Raw genomic sequence first — 22,155 nt, 5'->3', positions numbered from 1 at the left:
CGGAACCCGCCCGGAGCAGTACCCGGGCGACCCGCCCCGGTCGGCGCGGCCCCTCACCGGCGCCGCGCGGCCGGCCGCCGTACGGACGGCGTACCCGCGTGACTGCGCGACTGCCCCGGACCGCGTCGAGCGGCCCGGGGCAGTCGTGTCGGCGGTGTGCGCCGGGAGGTCAGGCGTCCAGCGACGTCATCACGTGCTTGATGCGCGTGTAGTCCTCGAAGCCGTACGCCGAGAGGTCCTTGCCGTAGCCGGACTTCTTGAAGCCGCCGTGCGGCATCTCCGCGACCAGCGGGATGTGGGTGTTGATCCACACGCAGCCGAAGTCCAGCCTCCGGGACATCCGCATCGCGCGGGAGTGGTCCTTGGTCCACACCGAGGAGGCCAGCGCGTACTCGACGCCGTTGGCGTACTCGACGGCCTGGTCCTCGTCGGTGAAGCGCTGGACGGTGATGACCGGGCCGAAGACCTCCTTCTGGATGATCTCGTCGTCCTGGTTCAGGCCCGAGACGACGGTCGGCGCGTAGAAGTAGCCCCGGTCGCCGACGCGCTTGCCGCCGGCCTCCACCCGGGCGTGGGCGGGCAGCCGCTCGATGAAGCCCTCGACCTGCTTGAGCTGGTCGGGGTTGTTCAGCGGGCCGTAGAGGACGTCCTCGTCGTCGGGCATGCCGGTCTTGATGTCGGCGGCGGCCTTGGCGAGCTGGGAGACGAACTCGTCGTGGATGGACTCGTGGACGAGGACGCGGGTGGCGGCCGTGCAGTCCTGGCCGGCGTTGAAGAAGCCCGCCTCCGAGATGCCCTCGACGGCCTTGGTGATGTCGGTGTCCTCGAAGACGACGACCGGGGCCTTGCCGCCCAGCTCCAGGTGGACCCGCTTGAGGTCCTTGGAGGCGGACTCGGCCACCGACATGCCCGCGCGCACCGAGCCGGTGATGGAGGCCATCGCCGGGGTGGGGTGCTCGACCATCAGGCGGCCGGTGTCGCGGTCGCCGCAGACGACGTTGAAGACGCCCTTGGGCAGCACCGAGCCGAGGATCTCGGCGAGCAGCACGGTGGAGGCCGGGGTGGTGTCCGAGGGCTTCAGGACGACCGTGTTGCCCGCGGCGATCGCCGGGGCGAACTTCCACACGGCCATCATCATCGGGTAGTTCCAGGGCGCGACCTGGGCGCAGACGCCCACCGGCTCGCGGCGCACGAAGGAGGTCAGGCCCTCCATGTACTCGCCGGCGCCCTTGCCCTCCAGCATCCGCGCCGCACCCGCGAAGAAGCGGATCTGGTCGACCATCGGCGGGATCTCTTCGGTGCGGGTCAGCCCGATGGGCTTGCCCGTGTTCTCCACCTCGGCCGCGATGAGTTCCTCGGCCCGCTCCTCGAAGGCGTCGGCGATCTTCAGCAGGGCCTTCTGGCGCTCGGCCGGGGTGGTGTCCCGCCAGCCGGGGAAGGCCTCGGCGGCGGCGGCCATGGCGGCGTCCACGTCCGCCTGGCCGGACAGCGGAGCGGTCGCGTAGGCCTCGCCCGTCGCGGGGTTGACCACCTCGGTGGTCCGTCCGTCGGCGGCGTCCCGGAACTCACCGCCGATGTAGTTGCGCAGACGACGCAGCTCGGTGCTCACTGCAAGCCCTCCTGGTGCTCCTGGTCGTTGTCCGAGGTGTCCAACCTCTGAGACACCCACCCTAGTCCGACACCTGACGTTTTCAACACCCCCGAGCACCCGGCATCTGCGAAATCCGCACGATTGCGAGCCAGCGACAACGAATTTCATCGATCGAGCCTTGCGAAACTGTCGAGACGTCGTGCACAGTGACCCCGTGGCCAGTCGAAGCGCAGAACCGAGGGACTCCCGTGAGTCCAAGAACGGCGGAGGTCCCCAGCTGGACGCCGTCTCCCTCGCCATCATCGAGCAGCTGCAGGAGGACGGCCGCCGGCCGTACGCCGCCATCGGCAAGGCCGTGGGCCTGTCGGAGGCGGCGGTGCGCCAGCGGGTGCAGAAGCTGCTCGACCAGGGCGTGATGCAGATCGTCGCCGTCACGGACCCGCTCACCGTGGGCTTCCGCCGCCAGGCGATGGTCGGTGTCAACGTCGAGGGCGACGTGGAGGCCGCCGCCGACGCGCTGGCCGCGATGTCCGAGTGCGAGTACGTGGTGATGACCGCGGGCTCGTTCGACCTCATGGTCGAGATCGTCTGCGAGGACGACGACCACCTCCTGGAGGTCATCAACACACGCATCCGGGCCGTGCCCGGCGTGCGCTCCACCGAGAGCTTCGTCTACCTCAAGCTCAAGAAGCAGACCTACATGTGGGGAACCCGATAATCGTGAGCAGCGACAACCCCAAGGACCTCAGCCGGCCCGCGTACGACCACCTGTGGATGCACTTCACCCGCATGTCCTCGTACGAGAACGCGCCCGTCCCCACCATCGTCCGCGGTGAGGGCACCCACATCTACGACGACCAGGGCAAGCGGTACCTCGACGGTCTCGCCGGCCTGTTCGTCGTCCAGGCCGGACACGGCCGCACCGAGCTCGCCGAGACCGCCCTGAAGCAGGCGCAGGAACTGGCCTTCTTCCCGATCTGGTCCTACGCCCACCCCAAGGCCGTCGAGCTGGCGGAGCGGCTGGCCCACGAGGCACCGGGCGACCTGAACAAGGTCTTCTTCACCACCGGTGGCGGCGAAGCGGTCGAGACCGCCTGGAAGCTGGCCAAGCAGTACTTCAAGCTCACCGGCAAGCCGACCAAGTACAAGGTCATCTCGCGTGCGGTGGCCTACCACGGCACCCCGCAGGGCGCCCTGTCCATCACCGGCCTGCCCGCCCTGAAGGCCCCGTTCGAGCCGCTGGTGCCGGGCGCGCACAAGGTGCCCAACACCAACCTCTACCGCGCCCCGATCCACGGCGACGACCCGGAGGCCTTCGGCCGCTGGGCCGCCGACCAGATCGAGCAGCAGATCCTCTTCGAGGGCCCGGACACGGTCGCCGCGGTCTTCCTGGAGCCGGTGCAGAACGCGGGCGGCTGCTTCCCGCCCCCGCCCGGCTACTTCCAGCGGGTCCGCGAGATCTGCGACCAGTACGACGTGCTGCTCGTCTCGGACGAGGTCATCTGCGCCTTCGGCCGCCTGGGCACCACGTTCGCCTGCGACAAGTTCGGCTACGTCCCGGACATGATCACCTGTGCCAAGGGCATGACCTCGGGCTACTCCCCCATCGGCGCCTGCGTCATCTCCGACCGGCTGGCCGAGCCGTTCTACTCCGGCGACAACACCTTCCTGCACGGCTATACCTTCGGCGGCCACCCGGTCTCGGCCGCGGTCGGCCTGGCCAACCTCGACCTGTTCGAGCGCGAGGGCCTCAACCAGCACGTGCTCGACAACGAGGGTGCCTTCCGCGCGACCCTGGAGAAGCTGCTCGACCTGCCGATCGTCGGCGACGTCCGCGGCAACGGCTTCTTCTACGGCATCGAACTGGTCAAGGACAAGGCCACCAAGGAGTCGTTCGACGCCGAGGAGACCGAGCGCGTCCTGTACGGCTTCCTCTCCAAGAAGCTGTTCGAGAACGGCCTGTACTGCCGGGCCGACGACCGCGGCGACCCCGTCGTCCAGCTGGCGCCGCCGCTGATCTCGAACCAGGAGACGTTCGACGAGATCGAGCAGATCCTGCGCGCGACGCTCACTGAGGCGTGGACCAAGCTGTAGCCGCACGCCGCGGTCGGCACCCGTACGCCGTCCGAGGTTGTGATCTTCCCTTTGGATGATCAACACCGGCCCCGGAGCCCCCCGTTCGAGTGAGAAACGGAGGCCCGGGGCCGCGTGCTGTCCGGCCTCCCCGCGTCGCCTGCCTAGCGTGCCAGTGACCGATCGGCCCTGCGTTTCGTTCCCCCGCACGGGGGATTTCCCGAACCGCGCACGGCATTTCCGATCCGAACCGAGGTGTACGCCATGGTGGCCCCACCGGACAACGACGTGCTCTGGGCGCGCGCCCTGCACTACCGGCACAACGACGGCTCGCCCGGGCTGAGCGGGGTCTCGCTCGGTGTCCGGGAGGGCGAGATCCTCGCCGTCGGCGGACCGCGCGGGAGCGGCAAGACGACCCTGCTGCGCTGCCTGTCCGGCCTGGTGCCCGTGCACAGCGGAGAGGTCTGGTTCAACAGCGGTCCCGTGCACACCCTCGGCCCGGTGGCCCGTGAGCGGCTGCGCCGCGAGCGCTTCGGCTGGATCGACCCCGCACCGGTGCTGGTCCCCGAGCTGAACGTGTGGGAGAACGCGGCGCTGCCCCTGATGCTGCGCGGCGTCGGCCGGCGCCGCGCCAAGACCGCCGCCCTGGAGTGGCTGGAACGCCTCGATGTCGGCGACACGTCCCGCCGGCACCCGGCGGACCTGGTGCACGCGGAGCGGCAGCGGGTGTGCATCGCCCGCGCCCTCGCCCCGGCCCCCACCGTGCTGTTCGCCGACGAACCGACCGCGCCCCTGCACCGCGCCGACCGCCGGCACGTGCTGCGCACCCTGACCACGGCGGCCCGCTCGCACGGCATCACCGTGGTCCTGGCGACCTCCGACCCGGACACCGCGGCCCTCGCCGACCGCACGGTGTCCCTGCTCGACGGGCGCCGCGTGCGGACCGTGCACCTGCCGCCGGTCTCCGGCACCACCGAGGCGGAAGGCCGGGCCGCGTGCTCGCTCTCCGTCTGACCCGCGGCGCCCATCCCGCCGTCCACCTGCGCCGCCTGCTGGTCGCGGTGGCCTCGGCGGGCACCGGCTTCCTGTTCCTGTGCGCGCTCGGCCACGCGCTGGGCCACACCGCCGAACCCCCCGCCTCGGCGCTGCGCCTCGCCTGGTGCGCCGCCCCCCTCGCGGCCACGGTGTACCTGGCGATCGCGGTGGCCCGGACCGACCCGGGCACCCGTCCGCGGCCGGGCCTGTCCGCGGTCGGCCTGGGGCCGGCCCGCCTGATGCTGGTCTCGGCCACGAACACGGTGCTGTCCTGCACGGCCGGCTCGACAGTGGCGCTCCTGGTCTTCCTGTACCTGCGCGGCGACCTCACCGGCGTCCCCGCCGCCGGCGACGGCACCGACTTCCTGGCCACCGGGCAGCCCCTGCCGGTCCCGGCCACCCTCACCCTGCTGGCGCTGGTGCCGCTGACCGCGTCGGCCGCGGTCGCGATGGCCCTGCGCCCGCGCGAGGAACCGGCTCCGGTGGCGGCGGGGGCGCGCGGCTTCGGACGGTTCGGGGCGTACGCGCGCACCGCGCAGCGGGAGACCTTCGGGGCGTACGGCCGCTTCGGCAAGCACCTGATGACGGCCGGCCGCCTCCCCCAGCCCGCCGGCACGGCGCCCTCCCTGGACTCCACGGCCACGGACGCCACGGCCACGGTCACGGTCGGCACGGTGCCGGTGGCGGTGCCGGGCGCGGGCGCGGGCGCGGGCGACGGTACGGTGCCGGGCCGGGAACAGGCGGGCGGGGCCGCCGCCGTGGCCGGTGACGCCGGGAGCGTGGATGCCGAGGCCGCCGCGGGCATCCCGCCGGCCACGCCGCTCGCCGCTCCGTCCGGACTGCCGTGGGGCATCGCGGTGCTGGCCATGGGGCTGGCCGTGGAGGCCCTCACCAGCCCGTCGGGCTCCGGCGGCACGCCCGGTGACCGTCCCGGCGCCCTGGTGGGCCTGGTGCTCGCCGCGGTCGGGCTCGCCCTGGCCGGCCCCGGCCTCACCCACCTGTGCGGGCGGCTCCTGCAGACGGCACGGCCCGGCGCCCTGCGGCTGCTGGCCGGGCGGGTCCTGATGGCGGAGGCCACCCGCGTCGGCCGCCCGCTGGGCGTGGTCTGCGCGGTCACCGCGGCCACGTACGCCATGGCGGCGCTGCGCTACCCGGAGGCCGGGGCCATCGGCCCGCTCACGATGCTCGGGGCGGCCCTGGTCACCGGCTGCACGGTGGCGACCCTGCTGACGGCGGCCGTCGAGGCCCGGCAGGACCGCGCCGACACCACGGCCGCCCTGCTGCTGCTCGGCGCGTCTCCGGCAACCCTGCGCAAGGCAGCGGCCCTGCGGGCCGGAGCGCTGCTGGCCCTGTTCGGCCTCCTGACCCTGGTCGTGGCACAGGTGTCCGCGCTGCCCCTGACCCGCTGATGACCCGCTGATCCGCTGATCCGCTGATCCGCTGAGTCTGCCGGGTCTGCCGGGTCTGCCGGCGGGTCGGGGCGTGCGGTGGGTGGTGCCGGCCCGTCGGCCCGCCCTTCCGGCGGCGGTCGGTGTGACGTGAGCCGCGGTGCGGGCGGCCCGGTTCCCCTCGGCGCCGGGCGGCCCGACCGGCACGTCCACCGACCGGCCTCTCGGACCGGGTGGCGTGGTCCCGGAAAAAGATCCCCGGCGACCGATGAGTTCCGCCCCGTCCCCGGGTCCACCCCATCGACCACCACGGAACCGAACGGGAGCGAACCGACCATGTACCAGCAGATGATCTTCGTGAACCTGGCCGTGAACGACCTCGACGCCTCGAAGAAGTTCTACACGGAGCTGGGTTACACCCTCAACGACCAGTTCAGCGACGAGAACACCGCGTCGGTCGTCATCAGCGACACCATCGTCGCGATGCTGCACACCCGGCAGCGCTACGCGGAGTTCACCAAGAAGGAGATCGCGGACCCGACGCGCACCAGCGAGGTGCTGCTGGCCCTGAGTTCCGAGACCCGCGAGAAGGTGGACGAACTGGTGGACCGGGCCGTGGCCGCGGGCGGGACGGTGGCCGGTGAGACCCAGGACCAGGGGTACATGTACGGCCGGGCCTTCGACGACCTGGACGGCCACACCTGGGAGATCGTGTGGATGGACCCCGCGGCAGTGGAGGGCTGAGCCCCCACCGCACCGGTCCGACCGGCACTCGGCGCCCCCGCCGGCCCGCCCTGCGCGGGTGCGGGGGCGCTGAAACGTATCGGCGGTTAATATTCAGGCAAAGGCAAGTCGCCTAGCGGGCATATGCGTTGACATCCTTATGGGACGCTTATAGACCTGGGAGCCTCCCGGGAGTGCTGAGATTTCGTCAACACTCCCTCCACCCCCCGCATTTGCGCTCGTTCGTAAAGGACAAACGTGACAGTTTCGTCCGTATCCCGCCGTACCGCGACCCGTACGGCTCGCTCCCTCGGTGTGGTCTCCGCCGCGGCGGCCCTCGTCCTCGGCCTCGCCGGCAACGCCGCCGCCTGCGACATCGACGACTTCTCGGCCGAGGCCAAGTGCGTCGGCGGCAAGGGCGTCATCGCCGTCACCGACGTCGACCCGACCGGCGTCCCCGCCACCGTCAGCGTGTTCCTCGAGAACAACGGCGCCGACGTGAAGAAGGTCGGCGAACAGGTGGTCAAGGGCTCCAGCAAGGGCGTCACCATCACCTTCGACGAGGACTGGGAGCCGAACGCCGAGTACCGCGTCCACGTCGAGGCCGACGGCCACGTGAACGCGGACATCGAGCCGAACCTCACCACCCCGGCCACGGCGTGCACGAAGCAGGAGGACACCACCTCCCCCGCCCCCGAGCCGACGCCTTCGGACTCGGCATCGGCCTCGGCCTCGACCCAGCCCGAGGAGAGCGGAACGCCGGGCACGGAGCCGAGCGAGAGCGTCCCGTCCGCCAACCCCGGCAGCAACGCCGTGTCGCCCGCGATCGGTGAATCGCACCTCGCCGCGACCGGCGCTGACTCCAACACCGGCCTCATCGCCGGTATCGCCGCCGCCCTGGTCGCCGTCGGCGGAGTCGCCATCTTCTTCGGCATGCGCCGCCGTGGGGCGAAAACCGACGACAGCTGAAGGCCCGCGGCTCACGGGTGCCGTACGGTGGCCCGTCACTGAGGGACGCTCTCGGTCGATTCACCGACAGCGCCCCGAGGTGGCGGGCCGCCGCCCGTTGTGGGCACCACAGGTCCCCTGACCCGTCGTGGGGCCACGGGCCCTCTGAGGGGGCAGACTTCCGTCCGTGTAGGGGCCGCAGGTCCTCTGAGGTGGCGGGCCACCGCCCATTGCGGGGGCCGCGGGCGCGGGCCTCCTGGACGGAGCGTCAGTCCAGGACGACGACCTCCGCCGCGTCGAACTCCACCACGACTTCCGCACCGGTCTCCGGCGCCGAGCGCAGCGGGCAGGCGGCCTCCAGCAGGGGCGCGTTCTCGGGCTGGAGACGGACGGCCACATGCGTGCCCCGGAAGGTGCGCGCGGCGACCCGGCACCGCAGGCCCGCGTCGGCCGCCACCAGCCGGACCCCGCCGGGCCGGACGAGCAGCGTCCGGGTGCCCCGCGGAGTGTCCTCCGGGACCGGGACCTTGCCCCACGGGGTGAGGGCGACGCCGGAGTCGACCGTCGCCCCGGTGACGTTCTCGAAGCCCAGGAAGCGCGCCACGAAGGCGTCGGCCGGCCGCTGCCACACCTCCAGCGGTGTGCCCGACTGGGCGATCCGTCCGTCACGCATCACCACCACCCGGTCCGCCAGCGCGAACGCCTCCCCCTGGTCGTGCGTCACGGCGAGCACGGTGGTGCCCAACCGGCCGAACAGCTCCCGCAGTTCGACGACCAGCCGTTCCCGCAACGACCGGTCGAGCTGGCCGAGCGGCTCGTCGAGCATCAGCAGCCGGGGCCGCGGTGCCAGGGCCCGCGCCAGCGCGACCCGCTGCTGCTCACCGCCGGACAGGGCGGCCACCGCCCGGCGGGCCGCCCCGGGCAGACCCACCAGGTCCAGCAACTCCCGCACCCGCTCCTGCTGTTCCGCGCGCGGGGCGCCGTGCATCCGCAGGCCGAAGGCCACGTTGCCGCCCACGTCCCGCTGCGGGAACAGCTGGTGGTCCTGGAACATCAGCCCGACACCGCGCCGGTGCGCGGGCACACCCGCCTGGTCGCGGCCGTCCAGCAGCACGCGGCCCGCGTCGAGCTCCTGCAGCCCGGCCACCGCGCGCAGCAACGTCGACTTGCCGCTGCCGCTGGGACCGAGCACGCACACGATCTCCTGCTCGGCGACCTCCAGGTCGACCGCGTCCAGCACCGCCCGGCCGCCGAAGCGGACGGTCGCGCCTGCGAGGCTCAGCAGCATCTAGAACTCCCCGGTCCGGTCGGTCCGCAGGCGCTCCAGCAGGAGCAGCGCCACCGCGCACACGATCATCAGAATCGTCGACAGGGCCATCGCCTGGCCGTAGTTGAGGTCACCGGGCCGCCCGAGCAGCCGGGCCACCGCGACCGGCAGGGTCGGGTTGTCCGGCCGCGCGATGAACACCGTCGCGCCGAACTCGCCCAGGGACACGGCGAACGCGAACCCGGCCGCGATCAGCAGCGCCCGCCGCACCATCGGCAGGTCCACCTCCCGCCAGGCACGCCACGGCGACGCCCCGAGCACCGCCGCCGCCTCCCGCAGCCGGGAGTCCACCGCGCGCAGCACCGGCAGCATGGTCCGGACGACGAAGGGGACGCCGACCAGCGCCTGCGCGAGCGGTACCAGGATCCAGGATGCCCTGAGGTCCAGCGGCGGCTCGTCGAGCGCGATCAGGAACCCGAAGCCGACCGTCACCGCCGACACCCCGAGCGGCAGCATGAGCAGCGCGTCGAACCCGCGCACCCAGCGGCCGGCGTCGCGCCGGGTCAGCGCCACGGCGGCGAGCCCCCCGATCACCACGGCGATGACCGTGGCGGCGAGGGCGTAGCGCAGCGAGTTGCCCACCGCCTCGATGGGGGCGACCAGGAACACGCCGCCGTCGTCGCGGGTCAGCGCCCGGTAGTAGCCGAGACCGGCCGCGCCCAGGGAGCGTTCGACGAGCACCGCGAGCGGCAGCACCAGCAGCACGGCCGCCGAGACGACGACCGAGCCGAGCAGCGTCCACTGTCCGGCGCCGCGCGGCCTGCGCGCGGTCGTGGCGGCGTCGACCAGGCGCAGCGCGGCCTCGCGCCGCCGCACGGTCCAGGCGTGCAGGGCGAGGATGGCACCCACGGCGGCGAACTGGATCAGCGTCAGCACGGCGGCCGTGGACAGGTCGAAGATCTCGGCGGTCTGGCGGTAGATCTCCACTTCGAGGGTGGAGAAGGCGGGTCCGCCGAGGATCTGGACCACGCCGAAGGAGGTGAAGGTGAACAGGAAGACCATCAGGGCGGCGGCGGACACGGCCGGCGCGAGTGCGGGCAGGGTGACGGTCCGCCAGGCCGCGAACCGGGAGGCGCCGAGCATCCGCGCGGCCTCCTCCTGCCGCGGGTCCAGCTGGGACCACAGACCGCCCACCGTCCGGACGACGACGGCATAGTTGAAGAAGACGTGGGCGAGCAGGATCGCCCAGACGGTGGTGTCCAGGCGCACGCCCCACAGGTCGTCCGTCAGCCCGCCGCGTCCGACGACCGCGAGGAAGGCGGAGCCGACGACGACCGTGGGGAGCACGAACGGGACGGTGACCACCGCCCGCAGCACCTGCTTGCCGGGGAAGTCGAAGCGCGCGAAGACGTAGGCGCCCGGCAGTGCGATCAGCAGGGTGAGGGCGGTGGAGGCGAGGGCCTGCCAGGTGGTGAACCACAGCACCTGGCGCACGTCGGACCGGGCCAGGACCTCGCCGATCCGGCCGAACTGCCACACCCCGTCGATGTTCAGTCCGCGCGCGACGATCGCGGCGACGGGGTAGGCGAAGAAGACGGCGAAGAAGGCGACGGGCAGGGCCATCAGGCCGAGCCGCGCCGCGCTTCCACGCCGCCTCGCCGCGGGTCGCTTCACTTCAGGACGAGCGAGGTCCACGACTTGACCCACTGGTCACGGTTCTCGGCGATCTTCGCCGGGTCCATGGTCTGCGGGTTCTCCGCCCGCGGACCGAACTTCGCGAACTCCTCGGGCAGTTCGGCGTCCTCGCGCACCGGGTGGACGAACATGTTGAGCGGCATGTCCTCCTGGAACTGCTTGCCGATCAGGAAGTCGAGCAGCGCCTTGCCGCCCTCGGGGTTCTCGGCGTTGCTCAGCAGCCCCGCGTACTCGACCTGGCGGAAGCAGGTGCCCTCGGCGACGCCGGTGGGGGCGGTGTCCGGCTTCGGGTCCGCGTAGATGACCTCGGCGGGCGGCGAGGAGGCGTAGGACACCACGAGCGGACGGTCCGCCTTGGCCTCCTTGCCGCCGGCGGAGCCGGAGAACTCCTCGTTGTAGGCCTGCTCCCAGCCGTCGACCACCTTGACGCCGTTGGCCTTGAGCTTCTTCCAGTACCCCTCCCACCCGTCGTCGCCGTACTTGGCGGCGGTGCCGAGCAGGAAGCCCAGGCCGGGAGAGGAGGTGGAGGCGTTCTCCACGACGAGGAGGTCCTTGTACTCCGGCTCGACGAGGTCGTCGAGGGTCCGCGGCGGGTCGATGCCCTCCTTCTCGAACCAGGCCTTGTCGTAGTTGACGCAGACGTCACCGGTGTCGATCGGCGTGACCCGGTGCCGGTCCTCGTCGACGCGGAACTCCGGCAGGACGAGGTCGGCGTCCTCGGCCTCGTAGGGCTGGAACAGGTCGTTGTCGAGGGCCCGGGAGAGCAGGGTGTTGTCGACGCCGAAGAAGACGTCGCCCTGCGGGTTGTCCTTGGTGAGGATGGCCTTGTTGACGGCGGAGCCGGCGTCGCCGTCCTTGAGGACCTTGACCTTGTAGCCGGACTCCTTCTCGAAGGCGGCGATCACGTCCTTGGACGCGGCCCACGAGTTGTGGCTGACGAGGGTGACGGTCTTCGACCCGCCGGACCCGGACGTCCCGCCGTCGCCGTCACCGCCGTTCCCGCCGGACGAGCAGGCGGACAGCGTGACCAGTCCGAGCCCGAGGGCCAGGACGGTGGCCCGCTGCGTGACCTTGTGGGTGATGCTCACTGACATTCCTCCTGGAGGCGACCAGGAAGAGACGCGGCCCTGCCCGGGACCGGTGAGGGTCCCGGGCAGGGCGCAACAGCTCGAGTGGTGACCGATCTCCCTACCCAGAATGACCTGGGCGAGGTTCGGAGGGTCTGCGGCCGGTGCCGCACTCTCAGCGCTGTGGCGCTCCCCTGTCGGAATATGAAGATGTGACTGCCGTGACGGGCCGGGTGCCCGGCCACGGCGATCCATGCGGGTGCCCTGACGGCCCCCGCACGTGTCCTACTGTCCTGCGGGCCAGGCTACCTCTCGCTCGCGGCGAGCTGGCCACAGGCCCCGTCGATCTCCTGACCACGGGTGTCCCGGATGGTGACCGGCACCCCGTGCGCGGCGATGGCCTCGACGAACGCCTTCTCGTCCTCCGGCCGCGAGGCGGTCCACTTCGACCCGGGCGTCGGGTTCAGCGGGATCAGGTTGACGTGCACCGGCCGACCCTTGAGCATCCGGCCCAGCCGGTCGCCCCGCCACGCCTGGTCGTTGATGTCCCGGATCAGCGCGTACTCGATGGACAGCCGCCGCCCGGACCGGGCCGCGTACTCGAACCCGGCGTCCAGCACCTCGCGCACCTTCCACCGCGTGTTGACGGGCACCAGGGTGTCGCGCAGCTCGTCGTCGGGGGCGTGCAGGGAGATCGCGAGCCGGCACTTGAAGCCCTCGTCGGTGAACCGGTGGATCGCGGGGACCAGTCCGACGGTCGACACGGTGATCCCGCGCTGCGACAGCCCCAGCCCGTCCGGCGCGGGGTCGGTCAGCCGCCGGATCGCGCCGACCACCCGGTTGTAGTTCGCCAGCGGCTCACCCATGCCCATGAACACGATGTTCGACAGCCGCGCCGGCCCACCCGGCACCTCGCCGTCCCGCAGCGCCCGCATGCCGTCCACGATCTGGTGCACGATCTCCGCCGTGGACAGGTTCCGGTCCAGCCCGGCCTGCCCCGTCGCGCAGAACGGGCAGTTCATGCCGCAGCCCGCCTGCGAGCTGATGCACATGGTCACCCGGTCCGGGTACCGCATCAGCACGGACTCGACGAGCGTCCCGTCGAACAGCTTCCACAGCGTCTTGCGAGTGGCCCCCTCGTCGGTCGACAGGTGCCGCACCACGGACATCAGCTCCGGCAGCAACGCCTCCTGCAACCGCCCCCGCGACCCGGCCGGGATGTCCGTCCACTGCTCGGGGTCGTGCGCGTACCGCGCGAAGTAGTGCTGCGACAGCTGCTTGGCCCGGAACGCCTTCTCACCGGCCGCGACGACCGCCTCCTTGCGCTCGGCGGGCGTGAGATCGGCAAGGTGCCGCGGCGGCTTCTTGGCTCCGCGCGGCGCTGTGAAGGTGAGTTCTCCGGGCTTAGGCATGGCTGTACCAGTGTCGCAGATCGACTCGGGTGACCTGCGGCTGCCGCCCACTACTACTGTCGTTAGTGGTCGTCACCGGTCGCTGCTGAGCAGCCTCGGACGGCCCAGAGACGGCCCAGGACTCAATCAGCCGACGCCGTGGGTGCCCAGGTGCCGGCCGCCCCACGGCCCGTCATTCCAACTGCGCAGGAGCGACCGGGAGCGGTTCCCTGTACGGCCATGTGAAGGTGCGGTCGGGTTCGAGATGGGCGTCACCCCAGTGAATGGCATGGATGCCGTTCTCGGCGTCAGCCGTGAAGAACACACAGACGAGCCTGGTGGAAGCTCCCAGCTCCTCGAACGCTTCGTGCAGCCCCAGGTACTCCTCGGTCACCAGATCCTCGTCGACATCGAACAGACCCTCCGGAGGCTGCGGTCCGTGCGCCCGAAACAGCCGCTGCCGTGTAGGAGACGCATTGGCCGGCAACCGGGCCCGATCCGGTGACCTGGGCCTGTCCGCGTACCGGAAGGGGAAGAGCGCGTGATCGTTGATCACGGCGTACTCGTATCCGCGCACGTCTCGTACGGCTTCCCCCAGCTCACGAGCCGTCTCCGCCAGGTGCTCGCGCACAAGGCCCGCCAGGGCGACCCCATACGGACTCCGCTTCTTTAGCCCCGCGGCAAGGTGCGCGGCATGAGCCTTCGTGTGTGCGTTGGCCAACTGCACCGGAACCGCAGCAGCAAGCGCGCCGGCATGCCGCCCAAACCGCTCGGCGGCCCAGGCCGACGGCCCTACCGGATGGCCACCCCACACCGACATACAGTGCTCCCCTCCCCAGGCCCACCTCTGAACTGTGTGACACACGCACGAAGGGCGCACAAGGGGGCAATCTGGCCAGGACACAGTGGCAAGCGCTCCGCGTTCAAATCAGCCACGCCTGGAAGCCTGCGCTGGCTTCGGCCGACGTCATCCCGGGGCTGGTGTGGGCGAGCGGTACAAGGAGTCCCGCGAAGACGGCATGCACGCGCTGCGGCACTTCTACGCCTCGGTCCTCCTGGACTTGGGCGAGAACGTCAAGGCCGTGAGTACCTACCTCCGCCACGCCGACCCTGGGTTTACCCTCCGGGCGTACACGCACCTGATACCGACCAGCGAGACCCGGACCCGCAAGGCCGTGGATGCGCTCTACCGCGAGGCCCGGAGGCGCCCGACGGCCCAATGACGGCCCCCGGCACACGACAGAGCCCCTGCCCAACGGGAAATCGCTGGTCAGGGGCTCTATCGGATGATCGCGAACCTAGTTCTTCTGGAAGTGATGAGCCGAGTGTCTCACGTGCGCCGCTCCACTGGGCCCACCGCTCTGACCAGTACAGATCCCGTGACTGGTTGTCAACGTCTGTCAACGCCGGTTCCCCTCGGACGGCCCAGCGACGGCCCCGCCTAGGCCCAGTGCCACCAGCTCGCGTGTGACCTCGGTCCGGCTGGCCGCATGTGCAGAGCTGAGGTCGGCGTAGCGGGTTAGTCGGCGACCGGTTCCCACTGGTCCTTCTGGCCGGGCTCAATTCCCGACTGCCACACGAGTGCACCGTCGATCAGGCCCGGCTTATCACGGGTGGCCATGGCCGGGTACTCAAGGCTGTCGGCGACCTCTTCCAGGTAGGTGGACAGGGAATCGAGTTCCTCCGTGTCGGTGCCGTAGTTGTTCTCTCCGTACCGGCTCCACTTGTAGAGGAGGCCGCTGGTGGCGTCGAGGTAGAGCACGAACGCCTGTGAGGTCCGGTGATTGGAGAACACCGGGATCCATTCGGGCTTCCACAGCGGGAGCCGCTCTTCCGCCGCGCTGATCTCCTCGCCCTCCTGGTCGGCCATCCGGTTGCGGTAGAAGTCCGCCACCCGGTCGAGGGGGATCAGGTCGTAGTTACCGAGAAACACCCCGCGCAGGCTGTTGCCGCCGATGGTCCGCCACAGCATGGTCAGCGCCTCAGAGATCGGCACCTGCACCGCATCCTGTACGGCCTTGACCTGGCTGGCTTCAGCCTCGGGAAGGAGCGCAGCGTAGGAGGCGGGGGCGTGCTCCTGTAGCCACGCCTCGATCCGCTGCCACGCCTCGACTACCTGCCGGGTCTCTATCGCACCTTCAACCGTCAACGCTCCGGGTTCCCTTCCCGTTGGTCATCTGCCGGGGTGTGATCGGCACCGTACGCCGTGCCGTTTTCCCATTGGAAAGTGCCGGCGCAGCGCACGCGTGGATCACGGGCTCTGGTGCGGCTCGCCCAGCTCGGCCGCGCGGCCGGCATCTACCTGGAGATCTGCGGGCAGCGCTTCGGCTCCGAACTCGGTAAGGGCACCACCATGCTCCGCGCCCAGCTCACCGGCCACACCACCCACCGCGTCAACGACGAAACCATCGCCAACATGTCCTTCGGCGACATCGCCCCGGACGCCGTCCTCGCCGCCATCCAGATCCCCACCGACACCCCCGGCGTCGCCGTCACCGGTCACTCGTCCGGCGGCTGGCACCGCATCCGCGCCCCGCACACCTCGCTGCGCCAGGCCGTGAAGGCCTGCAACAAGCACGCCGACCGCACCCCGGACCTGCCCGCCCTGGCCCCGTTCCGGCCCGCGCTCGGCCCCCTCGTGCCGGTCCCGGCCCCCGCCGTCGACTCCGCTCCCGCCGCCGCCTGAGCCAGGAAGGGGAAGCCACCATGTCCGGCTCGGTCCTCCACGTGGATGCCGTCACGCTCCAAGCCGTCATCGCCGGTGCCCTGTCCTTCGCCCACCTGCACGACCTGGCCGCCGCCGCTTGACAGGACGGGTGGAAAGCCTGGGGTTACCCGGTCTCGGTGGATCTTCTGCTGGTCGCCGCCTGGCGTCGGCTCCGCGCGGCCCCCGTCCCGGGCGCGGTGCGCGGGGCGGAGGCCGGACGTGGAAGGGGTGTGCCGGTCAGGTCGAGCCGACGAAGAGGACCAGGAGCAGCCAGACCACCGGGGCGGTCGGGAGGAGGGAGTCCAGGCGGTCCATGATACCGCCGTGGCCCGGGAGCAGGGTGCCCATGTCCTTGATGCCGAGGTCCCGCTTGATCATGGACTCGCCCAGGTCGCCGAGCGTGGCGCTGACCGCGACCGCGAGGCCGAGGAGCAGGCCCTGCCACCAGGAGCCGTCGTCGATCAGGAACTGCATGCACAGCGCGCCGGCCACCATCGCGAAGCCGATGGCGCCCAGCAGGCCCTCGCGGGTCTTGCCGGGGCTGATGCGCGGGGCCAGCTTGTGCGTGCCGAAGCGCCAGCCGACGGCGTAGGCGCCGGTGTCGCTGACGACGGTGAGCAGCAGGAACGTCAGGACCCGCCAGGAACCGTCGTCCGCGGTCAGCATGAGCGCCACGAAGGTCGCCAGGAACGGCACGTACAAGGCGGTGAAGACGCCGGCCGTGACGTCCTTGAGGTAGCCCTCGGGCGGTTCGGTCATCCGCCAGACCAGGACCGCGAGCGCGGTGAGCGCCATGGCGGCCCAGGCCCCCTCGGCTCCCCGCGCGTACCCGGCGACGACCATCGCGGCGCCGCCGATCGCGAGGGGGACGAAGGGCGCCCGGATGTCCTTGCGTTCCTGGAGCCGCTTGGTCAGCTCCCAGACGCCCACGACGACCGCGACGGCGATCACGCCGACGAAGACCGCCTTGACGACGAACAGGGACGCGACGATCACCGCGCCGAGTCCGACACCGACCCCTATCGCGGCACCGAGGTCACGGCCCGCGCTCTTCTTCTGCGGGACGGGTGCCGGCTGCGGGGCGTCGGGCATGGGCTCCGGATTCTGCGGCACCTCTCCCGGGTGGGGCCGCGCCTGCGGTGTCTCGTCCCGGAACAAAGGACCGCTCAGCCGAGCGGCCCCCTGGTCCGGGTCCTGGTCTCCACCGGGTTCGGGCAGGTCGGGCACGATGGGCATGGGGCGAGTCTGCTGCGCGGGATGCGCATCGTACGCGGGACCCGCCGGGACGGCCCCCTGGACGGGCCCCTGGTCGGAGGGCCCCCAGTACCCGGCCTGCGGCGACGCCCCCCAGGAAGAGTCGTTCATCAGACTTCGAGGAGTTCCGCTTCCTTGTGCTTCAGGAGCTCGTCCACCTGGGCGACGTACTTCGCGGTGGTGTCGTCGAGCTCCTTCTCGGCACGGCGGCCCTCGTCCTCGCCGACCTCGCCGTCCTTGATCATCTTGTCGATGGCGTCCTTGGCCTTGCGGCGCACGGCGCGGATGGAGACCTTGGCGTCCTCGCCCTTGGCCTTGGCGACCTTGATGAACTCACGGCGGCGCTCCTCGGTGAGCTCCGGGAACACCACCCGGATGATGCTGCCGTCGTTGCTCGGGTTGACGCCCAGGTCGGAGTCGCGGATCGCCTGCTCGATGTTGCGCAGCGCGGTCTTGTCGAACGGCGTCACCACGGCCATGCGCGGCTCGGGCACCGAGAACGAGGCCAGCTGGTTGATCGGGGTCAGCGCGCCGTAGTAGTCGGCCACGATCTTGTTGAACATCGCCGGGTGCGCACGACCGGTGCGGATCGCGGCGAAGTCCTCCTTGGCGACCACGACGGCCTTCTCCATCTTCTCCTCGGCCTCGAGGAGGGTCTCTTCGATCACCACTTGCTCCTGCGTGTCTTGAGTAGGCCCGGCTGCGGTGCCTGTCGGGGCGGCGGCCGGCTGCGTCGTGTCTTCCTTCTGCACGGTTCCCGACCGGCGGGGCGTTGTCCACCCCCGGCCGGGCTGATCAGCCCTGGCTGACCGGGTCACCGACCAGCGTGCCGATCTTCTCACCCTTGACGGCGCGGGCGATATTGCCCTCCTTCAGGAGTTCGAAGACGACGATCGGGAGCTTGTTGTCCCGGCACAGCGTCACGGCCGTGGCGTCGGCGACCTTCAGGTCACGCGTGATGACCTCGCCGTAGCCGAGGTGGTCGAACTTCACCGCGTCGGGGTTGGTCTTCGGGTCGGAGTCGTAGACCCCGTCCACACCGTTCTTGCCCATCAGCAGTGCCTCGGCGTCGATCTCCAGGGCGCGCTGGGCGGCGGTGGTGTCGGTGGAGAAGTACGGCATGCCCATACCGGCGCCGAAGATGACGACGCGGCCCTTCTCCAGGTGGCGCACGGCGCGCAGCGGGATGTACGGCTCGGCGACCTGGCCCATGGTGATGGCGGTCTGCACCCGGCAGTCGACGCCCTCCTTCTCCAGGAAGTCCTGGAGGGCCAGGCAGTTCATCACGGTGCCGAGCATGCCCATGTAGTCGGAGCGGGCCCGGTCCATGCCGCGCAGCTGGAGTTCGGCTCCGCGGAAGAAGTTGCCGCCCCCGATGACGATCGCGATCTGCGCGCCGTCCCGGACGACGGCCGCGATCTCACGCGCGATGGCGTGCACGACGTCGGGGTCGACGCCCAGGCCGCCGCCGCCGGAGAAGGCCTCTCCGGACAGCTTCAGCAGGAACCGGCCGTGTACTTTGCCGTCGTCGCTCTTCTCAGCCTTGGTGGTCATCGGGGATCCCGCCTCTTTCGTTGCACATACGAAGAAGGCCATTGCCGGTGGGGCGTGGTTCGCATCCCATGCGGCAATGGCCTCCTCGTCAGATCTGCTGTCGCCCGGCACGCCCGCGTGCGTGACGGCGTGTCCGGACGACTGCTGCCGACCCTATCGGGGCCGGCCGCCCGTCGCGGTGCGGACTCAGATGCCGACCTTGATGCGCGTGAAGCGCTTCAGGGTGACACCGGCCTCGTCCAGGACCTTCTGGACGGACTTCTTGTTGTCGAGCGCGTAGGGCTGGCCGAGCAGCGTGGCGTCCTTGAAGAAGCCGTTGAGGCGACCCTCGACGATCTTCGGCAGGGCGGCCTCGGGCTTGCCCTCGGCGCGGGTGGTCTCCTCGGCGACGCGGCGCTCGGACTCGACGACGTCGGCCGGCACGTCCTCCTTGGAGAGGTACTTCGGCGCGAAGGCGGCGATGTGCTGGGCGACGCCCTTGGCGACCTCGGCGTTCGGCTTGTCGAACTCGACGAGGACACCGATCTGCGGGGGCAGGTCGGGCATCGTGCGGTGCATGTACGCCGACACGTAGCCGTCGGAGAACTGCGCGAAGCGGTCCAGGACGATCTTCTCGCCCAGGTTCGCGTTGGCCTCGTCCACGTACGCCTGGACGGTCTTGCCGGCCTCGATCTCGGAGGCGAGCAGGGCCTCCAGGTCGGCCGGGGAGGTCTTGGCGACGTGCTCGGCGATGGCGGTGGCCACGGCCTGGAACTTCTCGCCCTTGGCGACGAAGTCCGTCTCGCACTTCAGCTCGACCAGGACGCCGGAGGAGTTGTCGTCGGCGATGATCGAGACCACGGCGCCGTTCTCGGCGGAGCGGCCCTCGCGCTTGGCGACGCCCTTCTGGCCCTTGATGCGGAGCGCCTCGACGGCCTTGTCGACGTCGCCGTTGGCCTCGTCCAGCGCCTTCTTGCAGTCCATCATGCCGGCGCCGGTGAGCTCCCGGAGCTTCTTGACGTCGGCGGCGGTGTAGTTCGCCATGAGTCTGTGTGTCTTTCTCGAAGTCTGGAGGTTCGAAGGTCCGCGGGCCGGGTCCGCAGCGGACTGCGGGGCCCGGCACATCGCCGACCTACGGGTGAACGGCGGGAGGGGACGTCATGTCACCGCTCCCGCCGTTGACACCACGGACGGGCGCGGTCAGGCCTGCTCGGCCTCGGCGGCCGGGGCGGCCTCGGCGGGCTTCTCGGCCTCCGCCGGCTTGTCGGCCTCGGCGGCGGGGGCCTCGGCCGGCTTCTCACCCTCGGCGGCGGCCGGGGCGACGGCCTCCGCCTTCTTCTCGCCCTCGAGCAGGTCGCGCTCCCACTCGGCCAGCGGCTCGCCGGCGGCCTTCTCACCCTTGCCCTCGGTGGCGACACCGGAGCGGGCGATGAGGCCCTCGGCCACGGCGTCGGCGATCACACGGGTGAGCAGCGTGACGGAGCGGATCGCGTCGTCGTTGCCCGGGATCTTGTAGTCGACCTCGTCGGGGTCGCAGTTGGTGTCGAGGATGGCGACGACCGGGATGTTGAGCTTCCGGGCCTCGCCGACCGCGATGTGCTCCTTCTTGGTGTCCACGATCCAGACGGCGCTGGGCACCTTCTGCATCTCGCGGATACCGCCGAGGGTCTTCTCCAGCTTGGCCTTCTCGCGGGAGAGGACCAGCAGCTCCTTCTTGGTGAGGCCGGAGGCGGCCACGTCCTCGAAGTCGATCTGCTCGAGCTCCTTCAGGCGCTGCAGGCGCTTGTAGACGGTCGAGAAGTTGGTGAGCATGCCGCCCAGCCAGCGCTGGTTGACGTAGGGCATGCCGACGCGGGTGGCCTGCTCGGCGATGGCCTCCTGCGCCTGCTTCTTCGTGCCGACGAACATGACCGTGCCGCCGTGGGCCACGGTCTCCTTGACGAACTCGTAGGCGCGGTCGATGTACGACAGCGACTGGAGCAGGTCGATGATGTAGATGCCGTTGCGCTCGGTGAAGATGAAGCGCTTCATCTTCGGGTTCCAACGGCGGGTCTGGTGACCGAAGTGGACGCCGCTTTCCAGCAGCTCCCGCATCGTGACGACGGCCATGGCCGTATCTCCTTGCTTTTCTCGGTTGTGCCGCGGGTGCCGGACGGCTCCCGCGCCTGACGCCCACGACGCGCCGTGCCACGAAGGACCGAGGGGCGCTGACACCGGGGGTCCGGCCGTGACCGGGCCCGATGTCGGGGCGTGCGAAGTCGACCCGGCTGCCCGGGTCGCCATAGAAGTGTACGGGACCCACGGCGTGCCGGGTGACGCCGTTGTCCACAACCGCCCGGCGGTCCACAGGCCGCTGCCGTGATCGCGGATCTCCGGGAGGCTGCGGGCATGCGATCCACGACTGATGCCGGGGGCTCCGGAGACGCCGGACGCCCCCTGACCACGGGGTGGACACGGGTGTGCGCGCGGTCGGCACTCCTGCTGTTCCTGACCGCGACGGCGTTGCTGGCGCCCTCCCCCGCCCAGCTGTTGGCGGCGACGGGCGTGACGGACACGACGGCCACGCAGCCGAGCACGGCCCCGATACCTGCGGCGCCCGGCACACCCGCCGGAGCGGTTGCGTTTCTGGAGCGTTCCGCCCTGGCGTGGGCCGGCCCGTCTCCGTCGCTCGCCCGCCCGGCCAGGTCGCGGCGGGACGCCCCGGCTCGGTCGCGGGCGGACGCCCGGGCCCGGGGGCGGACCGGTGGCCCGGCCCGGATGTGGACCGGTGGCCCGGCGCGGGGGCGGGCCGATGTCCCGGCGCGGTCGCGGGCGGCCCCGGGTCCGACTCCGACTTCGACTTCGACTCCGGCGGGTGGTGCCGCCGCGTCGCCTCCTGCTGGGGTCCCCGCGGTGGGGCGGACCTGGCCGGTGGGTGTGCGGCCTCGGGTGCTGCGGGGCTGGGAGCCACCGCCGACGGTGTACGGGCCGGGGCACCGCGGTGTGGACCTGGCGGCGCCTCCCGGGACGCCGGTGAGGGCGGTGGCGGCGGGGCGCGTCTCGTTCGCGGGCCGGGTGGCCGGAAAGGGGGTGGTGGCCGTGGAGCTGGCGGGCACGGGGGACCCGCCCCTGCGCACGACCTACGAGCCGGTCCGGGTGTCCGTGACGAAGGGGGACCAGGTCGGCGCGGGCACGGTCCTCGGCACCGTGGAACCCACGGGCTCCCACTGCGCCGCCGACCCGTGCCTGCACTGGGGGCTGCTCAGCGGCGACACGTACCTGGACCCGCTCGCCCTGCTCCCGCCGTGGCTGTTGCACCGCGGCCCGTCGAGACTCCTGCCGGTGCTGGACGTGCCCCTGCCGGAGTGAGGTGCGGTGCTGGGGTGAGGGCCCCGTGCCAGGGTCAGGGTGCGGTGCCGAAGCGAGGGTGCGGTGGGGGCCTGCCGGCGGCTGTTGGGGGGTCCGCGCCGCGAGGGGTCGGGCGCGTGGATTCGCCGCGTCCGG

General features: G+C 71.2%; 19 protein-coding genes and 3 pseudogenes. 10 read left to right on the top strand and 12 right to left on the bottom strand.

Annotated features, from left to right (window positions below; genetic code table 11):
- Positions 1-169: 169 nt before the first annotated feature.
- Positions 170-1,609 carry a gamma-aminobutyraldehyde dehydrogenase gene (locus AC02VZ_RS16835; protein WP_432055525.1) on the bottom strand — a complete coding sequence of 480 codons (1,440 nt, stop codon included), beginning with the start codon at positions 1,607-1,609 and terminating at the stop codon, positions 170-172.
- A 181-nt stretch (positions 1,610-1,790) separates the two neighbouring features.
- Between AC02VZ_RS16835 and AC02VZ_RS16830 the strand changes: the two genes are divergently transcribed.
- The 6 genes from AC02VZ_RS16830 to AC02VZ_RS16805 all read left to right on the top strand — a co-directional run bounded on the left by AC02VZ_RS16830 (position 1,791) and on the right by AC02VZ_RS16805 (position 7,779).
- Complete coding sequence (locus tag AC02VZ_RS16830) at positions 1,791-2,309, top strand: Lrp/AsnC family transcriptional regulator (protein WP_432055526.1); 519 nt, start codon at positions 1,791-1,793, stop codon at positions 2,307-2,309.
- A gap of 2 nt (positions 2,310-2,311) precedes the next feature.
- Positions 2,312-3,685, top strand: a complete 1,374-nt coding sequence (locus AC02VZ_RS16825) for an aspartate aminotransferase family protein (protein WP_476475744.1) — start codon at positions 2,312-2,314, stop codon at positions 3,683-3,685.
- A 243-nt stretch (positions 3,686-3,928) separates the two neighbouring features.
- Positions 3,929-4,678, top strand: a complete 750-nt coding sequence (locus tag AC02VZ_RS16820) for an ABC transporter ATP-binding protein (RefSeq protein WP_432055528.1) — start codon at positions 3,929-3,931, stop codon at positions 4,676-4,678.
- Positions 4,660-6,108 (top strand): hypothetical protein, encoded by a 1,449-nt coding sequence (locus AC02VZ_RS16815; RefSeq protein WP_476475743.1) that lies wholly within the window; start codon positions 4,660-4,662, stop codon positions 6,106-6,108. The genes AC02VZ_RS16820 and AC02VZ_RS16815 overlap by 19 nt, the downstream gene beginning before the upstream one ends.
- A 315-nt stretch (positions 6,109-6,423) precedes the next feature.
- A complete protein-coding gene (locus tag AC02VZ_RS16810; RefSeq protein ID WP_432055530.1) occupies positions 6,424-6,831 on the top strand; it encodes a VOC family protein in 408 nt (135 codons plus the stop codon).
- 237 nt (positions 6,832-7,068) lie between these two features.
- Entirely contained in the window at positions 7,069-7,779 is a 711-nt protein-coding gene (locus AC02VZ_RS16805; RefSeq protein WP_476475742.1) for an LAETG motif-containing sortase-dependent surface protein, read from the top strand.
- Between the two features lie 247 nt (positions 7,780-8,026).
- Here the strand turns inward: AC02VZ_RS16805 and AC02VZ_RS16800 are convergent, their stop codons facing one another.
- The 5 genes from AC02VZ_RS16800 to AC02VZ_RS16780 form a co-directional block, all read right to left on the bottom strand.
- Entirely contained in the window at positions 8,027-9,046 is a 1,020-nt protein-coding gene (locus AC02VZ_RS16800; RefSeq protein ID WP_476475741.1) for an ABC transporter ATP-binding protein, read from the bottom strand.
- Positions 9,047-10,648, bottom strand: a complete 1,602-nt coding sequence (locus AC02VZ_RS16795; RefSeq protein WP_476475740.1) for an ABC transporter permease — start codon at positions 10,646-10,648, stop codon at positions 9,047-9,049. It abuts the gene before it with no gap.
- Positions 10,649-10,695: 47 nt separating this feature from the next.
- Complete coding sequence (locus AC02VZ_RS16790) at positions 10,696-11,814, bottom strand: thiamine ABC transporter substrate-binding protein (RefSeq protein ID WP_476475739.1); 1,119 nt, start codon at positions 11,812-11,814, stop codon at positions 10,696-10,698.
- 278 nt (positions 11,815-12,092) lie between these two features.
- A complete protein-coding gene (rlmN, locus tag AC02VZ_RS16785) occupies positions 12,093-13,199 on the bottom strand; it encodes a dual-specificity RNA methyltransferase RlmN (RefSeq protein WP_476475738.1) in 1,107 nt (368 codons plus the stop codon).
- 172 nt (positions 13,200-13,371) lie between these two features.
- Complete coding sequence (locus AC02VZ_RS16780; RefSeq protein WP_432055535.1) at positions 13,372-13,998, bottom strand: hypothetical protein; 627 nt, start codon at positions 13,996-13,998, stop codon at positions 13,372-13,374.
- 116 nt (positions 13,999-14,114) lie between these two features.
- Between AC02VZ_RS16780 and AC02VZ_RS16775 the strand changes: the two are divergent.
- A pseudogene (locus AC02VZ_RS16775) lies at positions 14,115-14,406 on the top strand (hypothetical protein); the annotation flags it as partial.
- 291 nt (positions 14,407-14,697) lie between these two features.
- Here the strand turns inward: AC02VZ_RS16775 and AC02VZ_RS16770 are convergent.
- Positions 14,698-15,327 (bottom strand): SMI1/KNR4 family protein, encoded by a 630-nt coding sequence (locus AC02VZ_RS16770; protein ID WP_476475737.1) that lies wholly within the window; start codon positions 15,325-15,327, stop codon positions 14,698-14,700.
- Between the two features lie 96 nt (positions 15,328-15,423).
- Between AC02VZ_RS16770 and AC02VZ_RS16765 the strand changes: the two are divergent.
- Both AC02VZ_RS16765 and AC02VZ_RS16760 read left to right on the top strand, forming a co-directional pair.
- Positions 15,424-15,864 (top strand): annotated as a pseudogene (locus AC02VZ_RS16765) (plasmid transfer protein); the annotation flags it as partial.
- A gap of 20 nt (positions 15,865-15,884) precedes the next feature.
- Positions 15,885-16,064, top strand: a pseudogene (locus AC02VZ_RS16760) (DUF2637 domain-containing protein); the annotation flags it as partial.
- 58 nt (positions 16,065-16,122) lie between these two features.
- Here AC02VZ_RS16760 and AC02VZ_RS16755 read toward each other — a convergent pair.
- From AC02VZ_RS16755 to rpsB, 5 genes are all read right to left on the bottom strand, one after another.
- Positions 16,123-17,250 (bottom strand): phosphatidate cytidylyltransferase, encoded by a 1,128-nt coding sequence (locus AC02VZ_RS16755; RefSeq protein ID WP_432055538.1) that lies wholly within the window; start codon positions 17,248-17,250, stop codon positions 16,123-16,125.
- Positions 17,250-17,807, bottom strand: coding sequence for a ribosome recycling factor (gene frr, locus AC02VZ_RS16750; RefSeq protein ID WP_362092334.1), 558 nt, complete (start codon positions 17,805-17,807; stop codon positions 17,250-17,252). The genes AC02VZ_RS16755 and frr overlap by 1 nt, the downstream gene beginning before the upstream one ends.
- A 127-nt stretch (positions 17,808-17,934) precedes the next feature.
- Positions 17,935-18,693 (bottom strand): UMP kinase, encoded by a 759-nt coding sequence (pyrH, locus tag AC02VZ_RS16745; RefSeq protein WP_362092331.1) that lies wholly within the window; start codon positions 18,691-18,693, stop codon positions 17,935-17,937.
- Positions 18,694-18,879: 186 nt separating this feature from the next.
- Positions 18,880-19,716: a translation elongation factor Ts gene (gene tsf, locus AC02VZ_RS16740; protein ID WP_476475736.1), complete on the bottom strand. Its 837-nt coding sequence runs from the start codon at positions 19,714-19,716 to the stop codon at positions 18,880-18,882.
- Between the two features lie 156 nt (positions 19,717-19,872).
- Positions 19,873-20,781, bottom strand: coding sequence for a 30S ribosomal protein S2 (gene rpsB, locus AC02VZ_RS16735; RefSeq protein WP_476475735.1), 909 nt, complete (start codon positions 20,779-20,781; stop codon positions 19,873-19,875).
- Positions 20,782-21,429: 648 nt separating this feature from the next.
- On the opposite strand from rpsB, the gene AC02VZ_RS16730 reads away from it, so the two are divergent.
- Positions 21,430-22,020 carry a murein hydrolase activator EnvC family protein gene (locus AC02VZ_RS16730; RefSeq protein WP_432055599.1) on the top strand — a complete coding sequence of 197 codons (591 nt, stop codon included), beginning with the start codon at positions 21,430-21,432 and terminating at the stop codon, positions 22,018-22,020.
- The last annotated feature ends 135 nt before the right edge of the window (positions 22,021-22,155 follow it).

The organism is Streptomyces sp. 3-6 (assembly GCF_056323165.1).
This window is presented reverse-complemented; position numbering and strand designations above follow the sequence as displayed.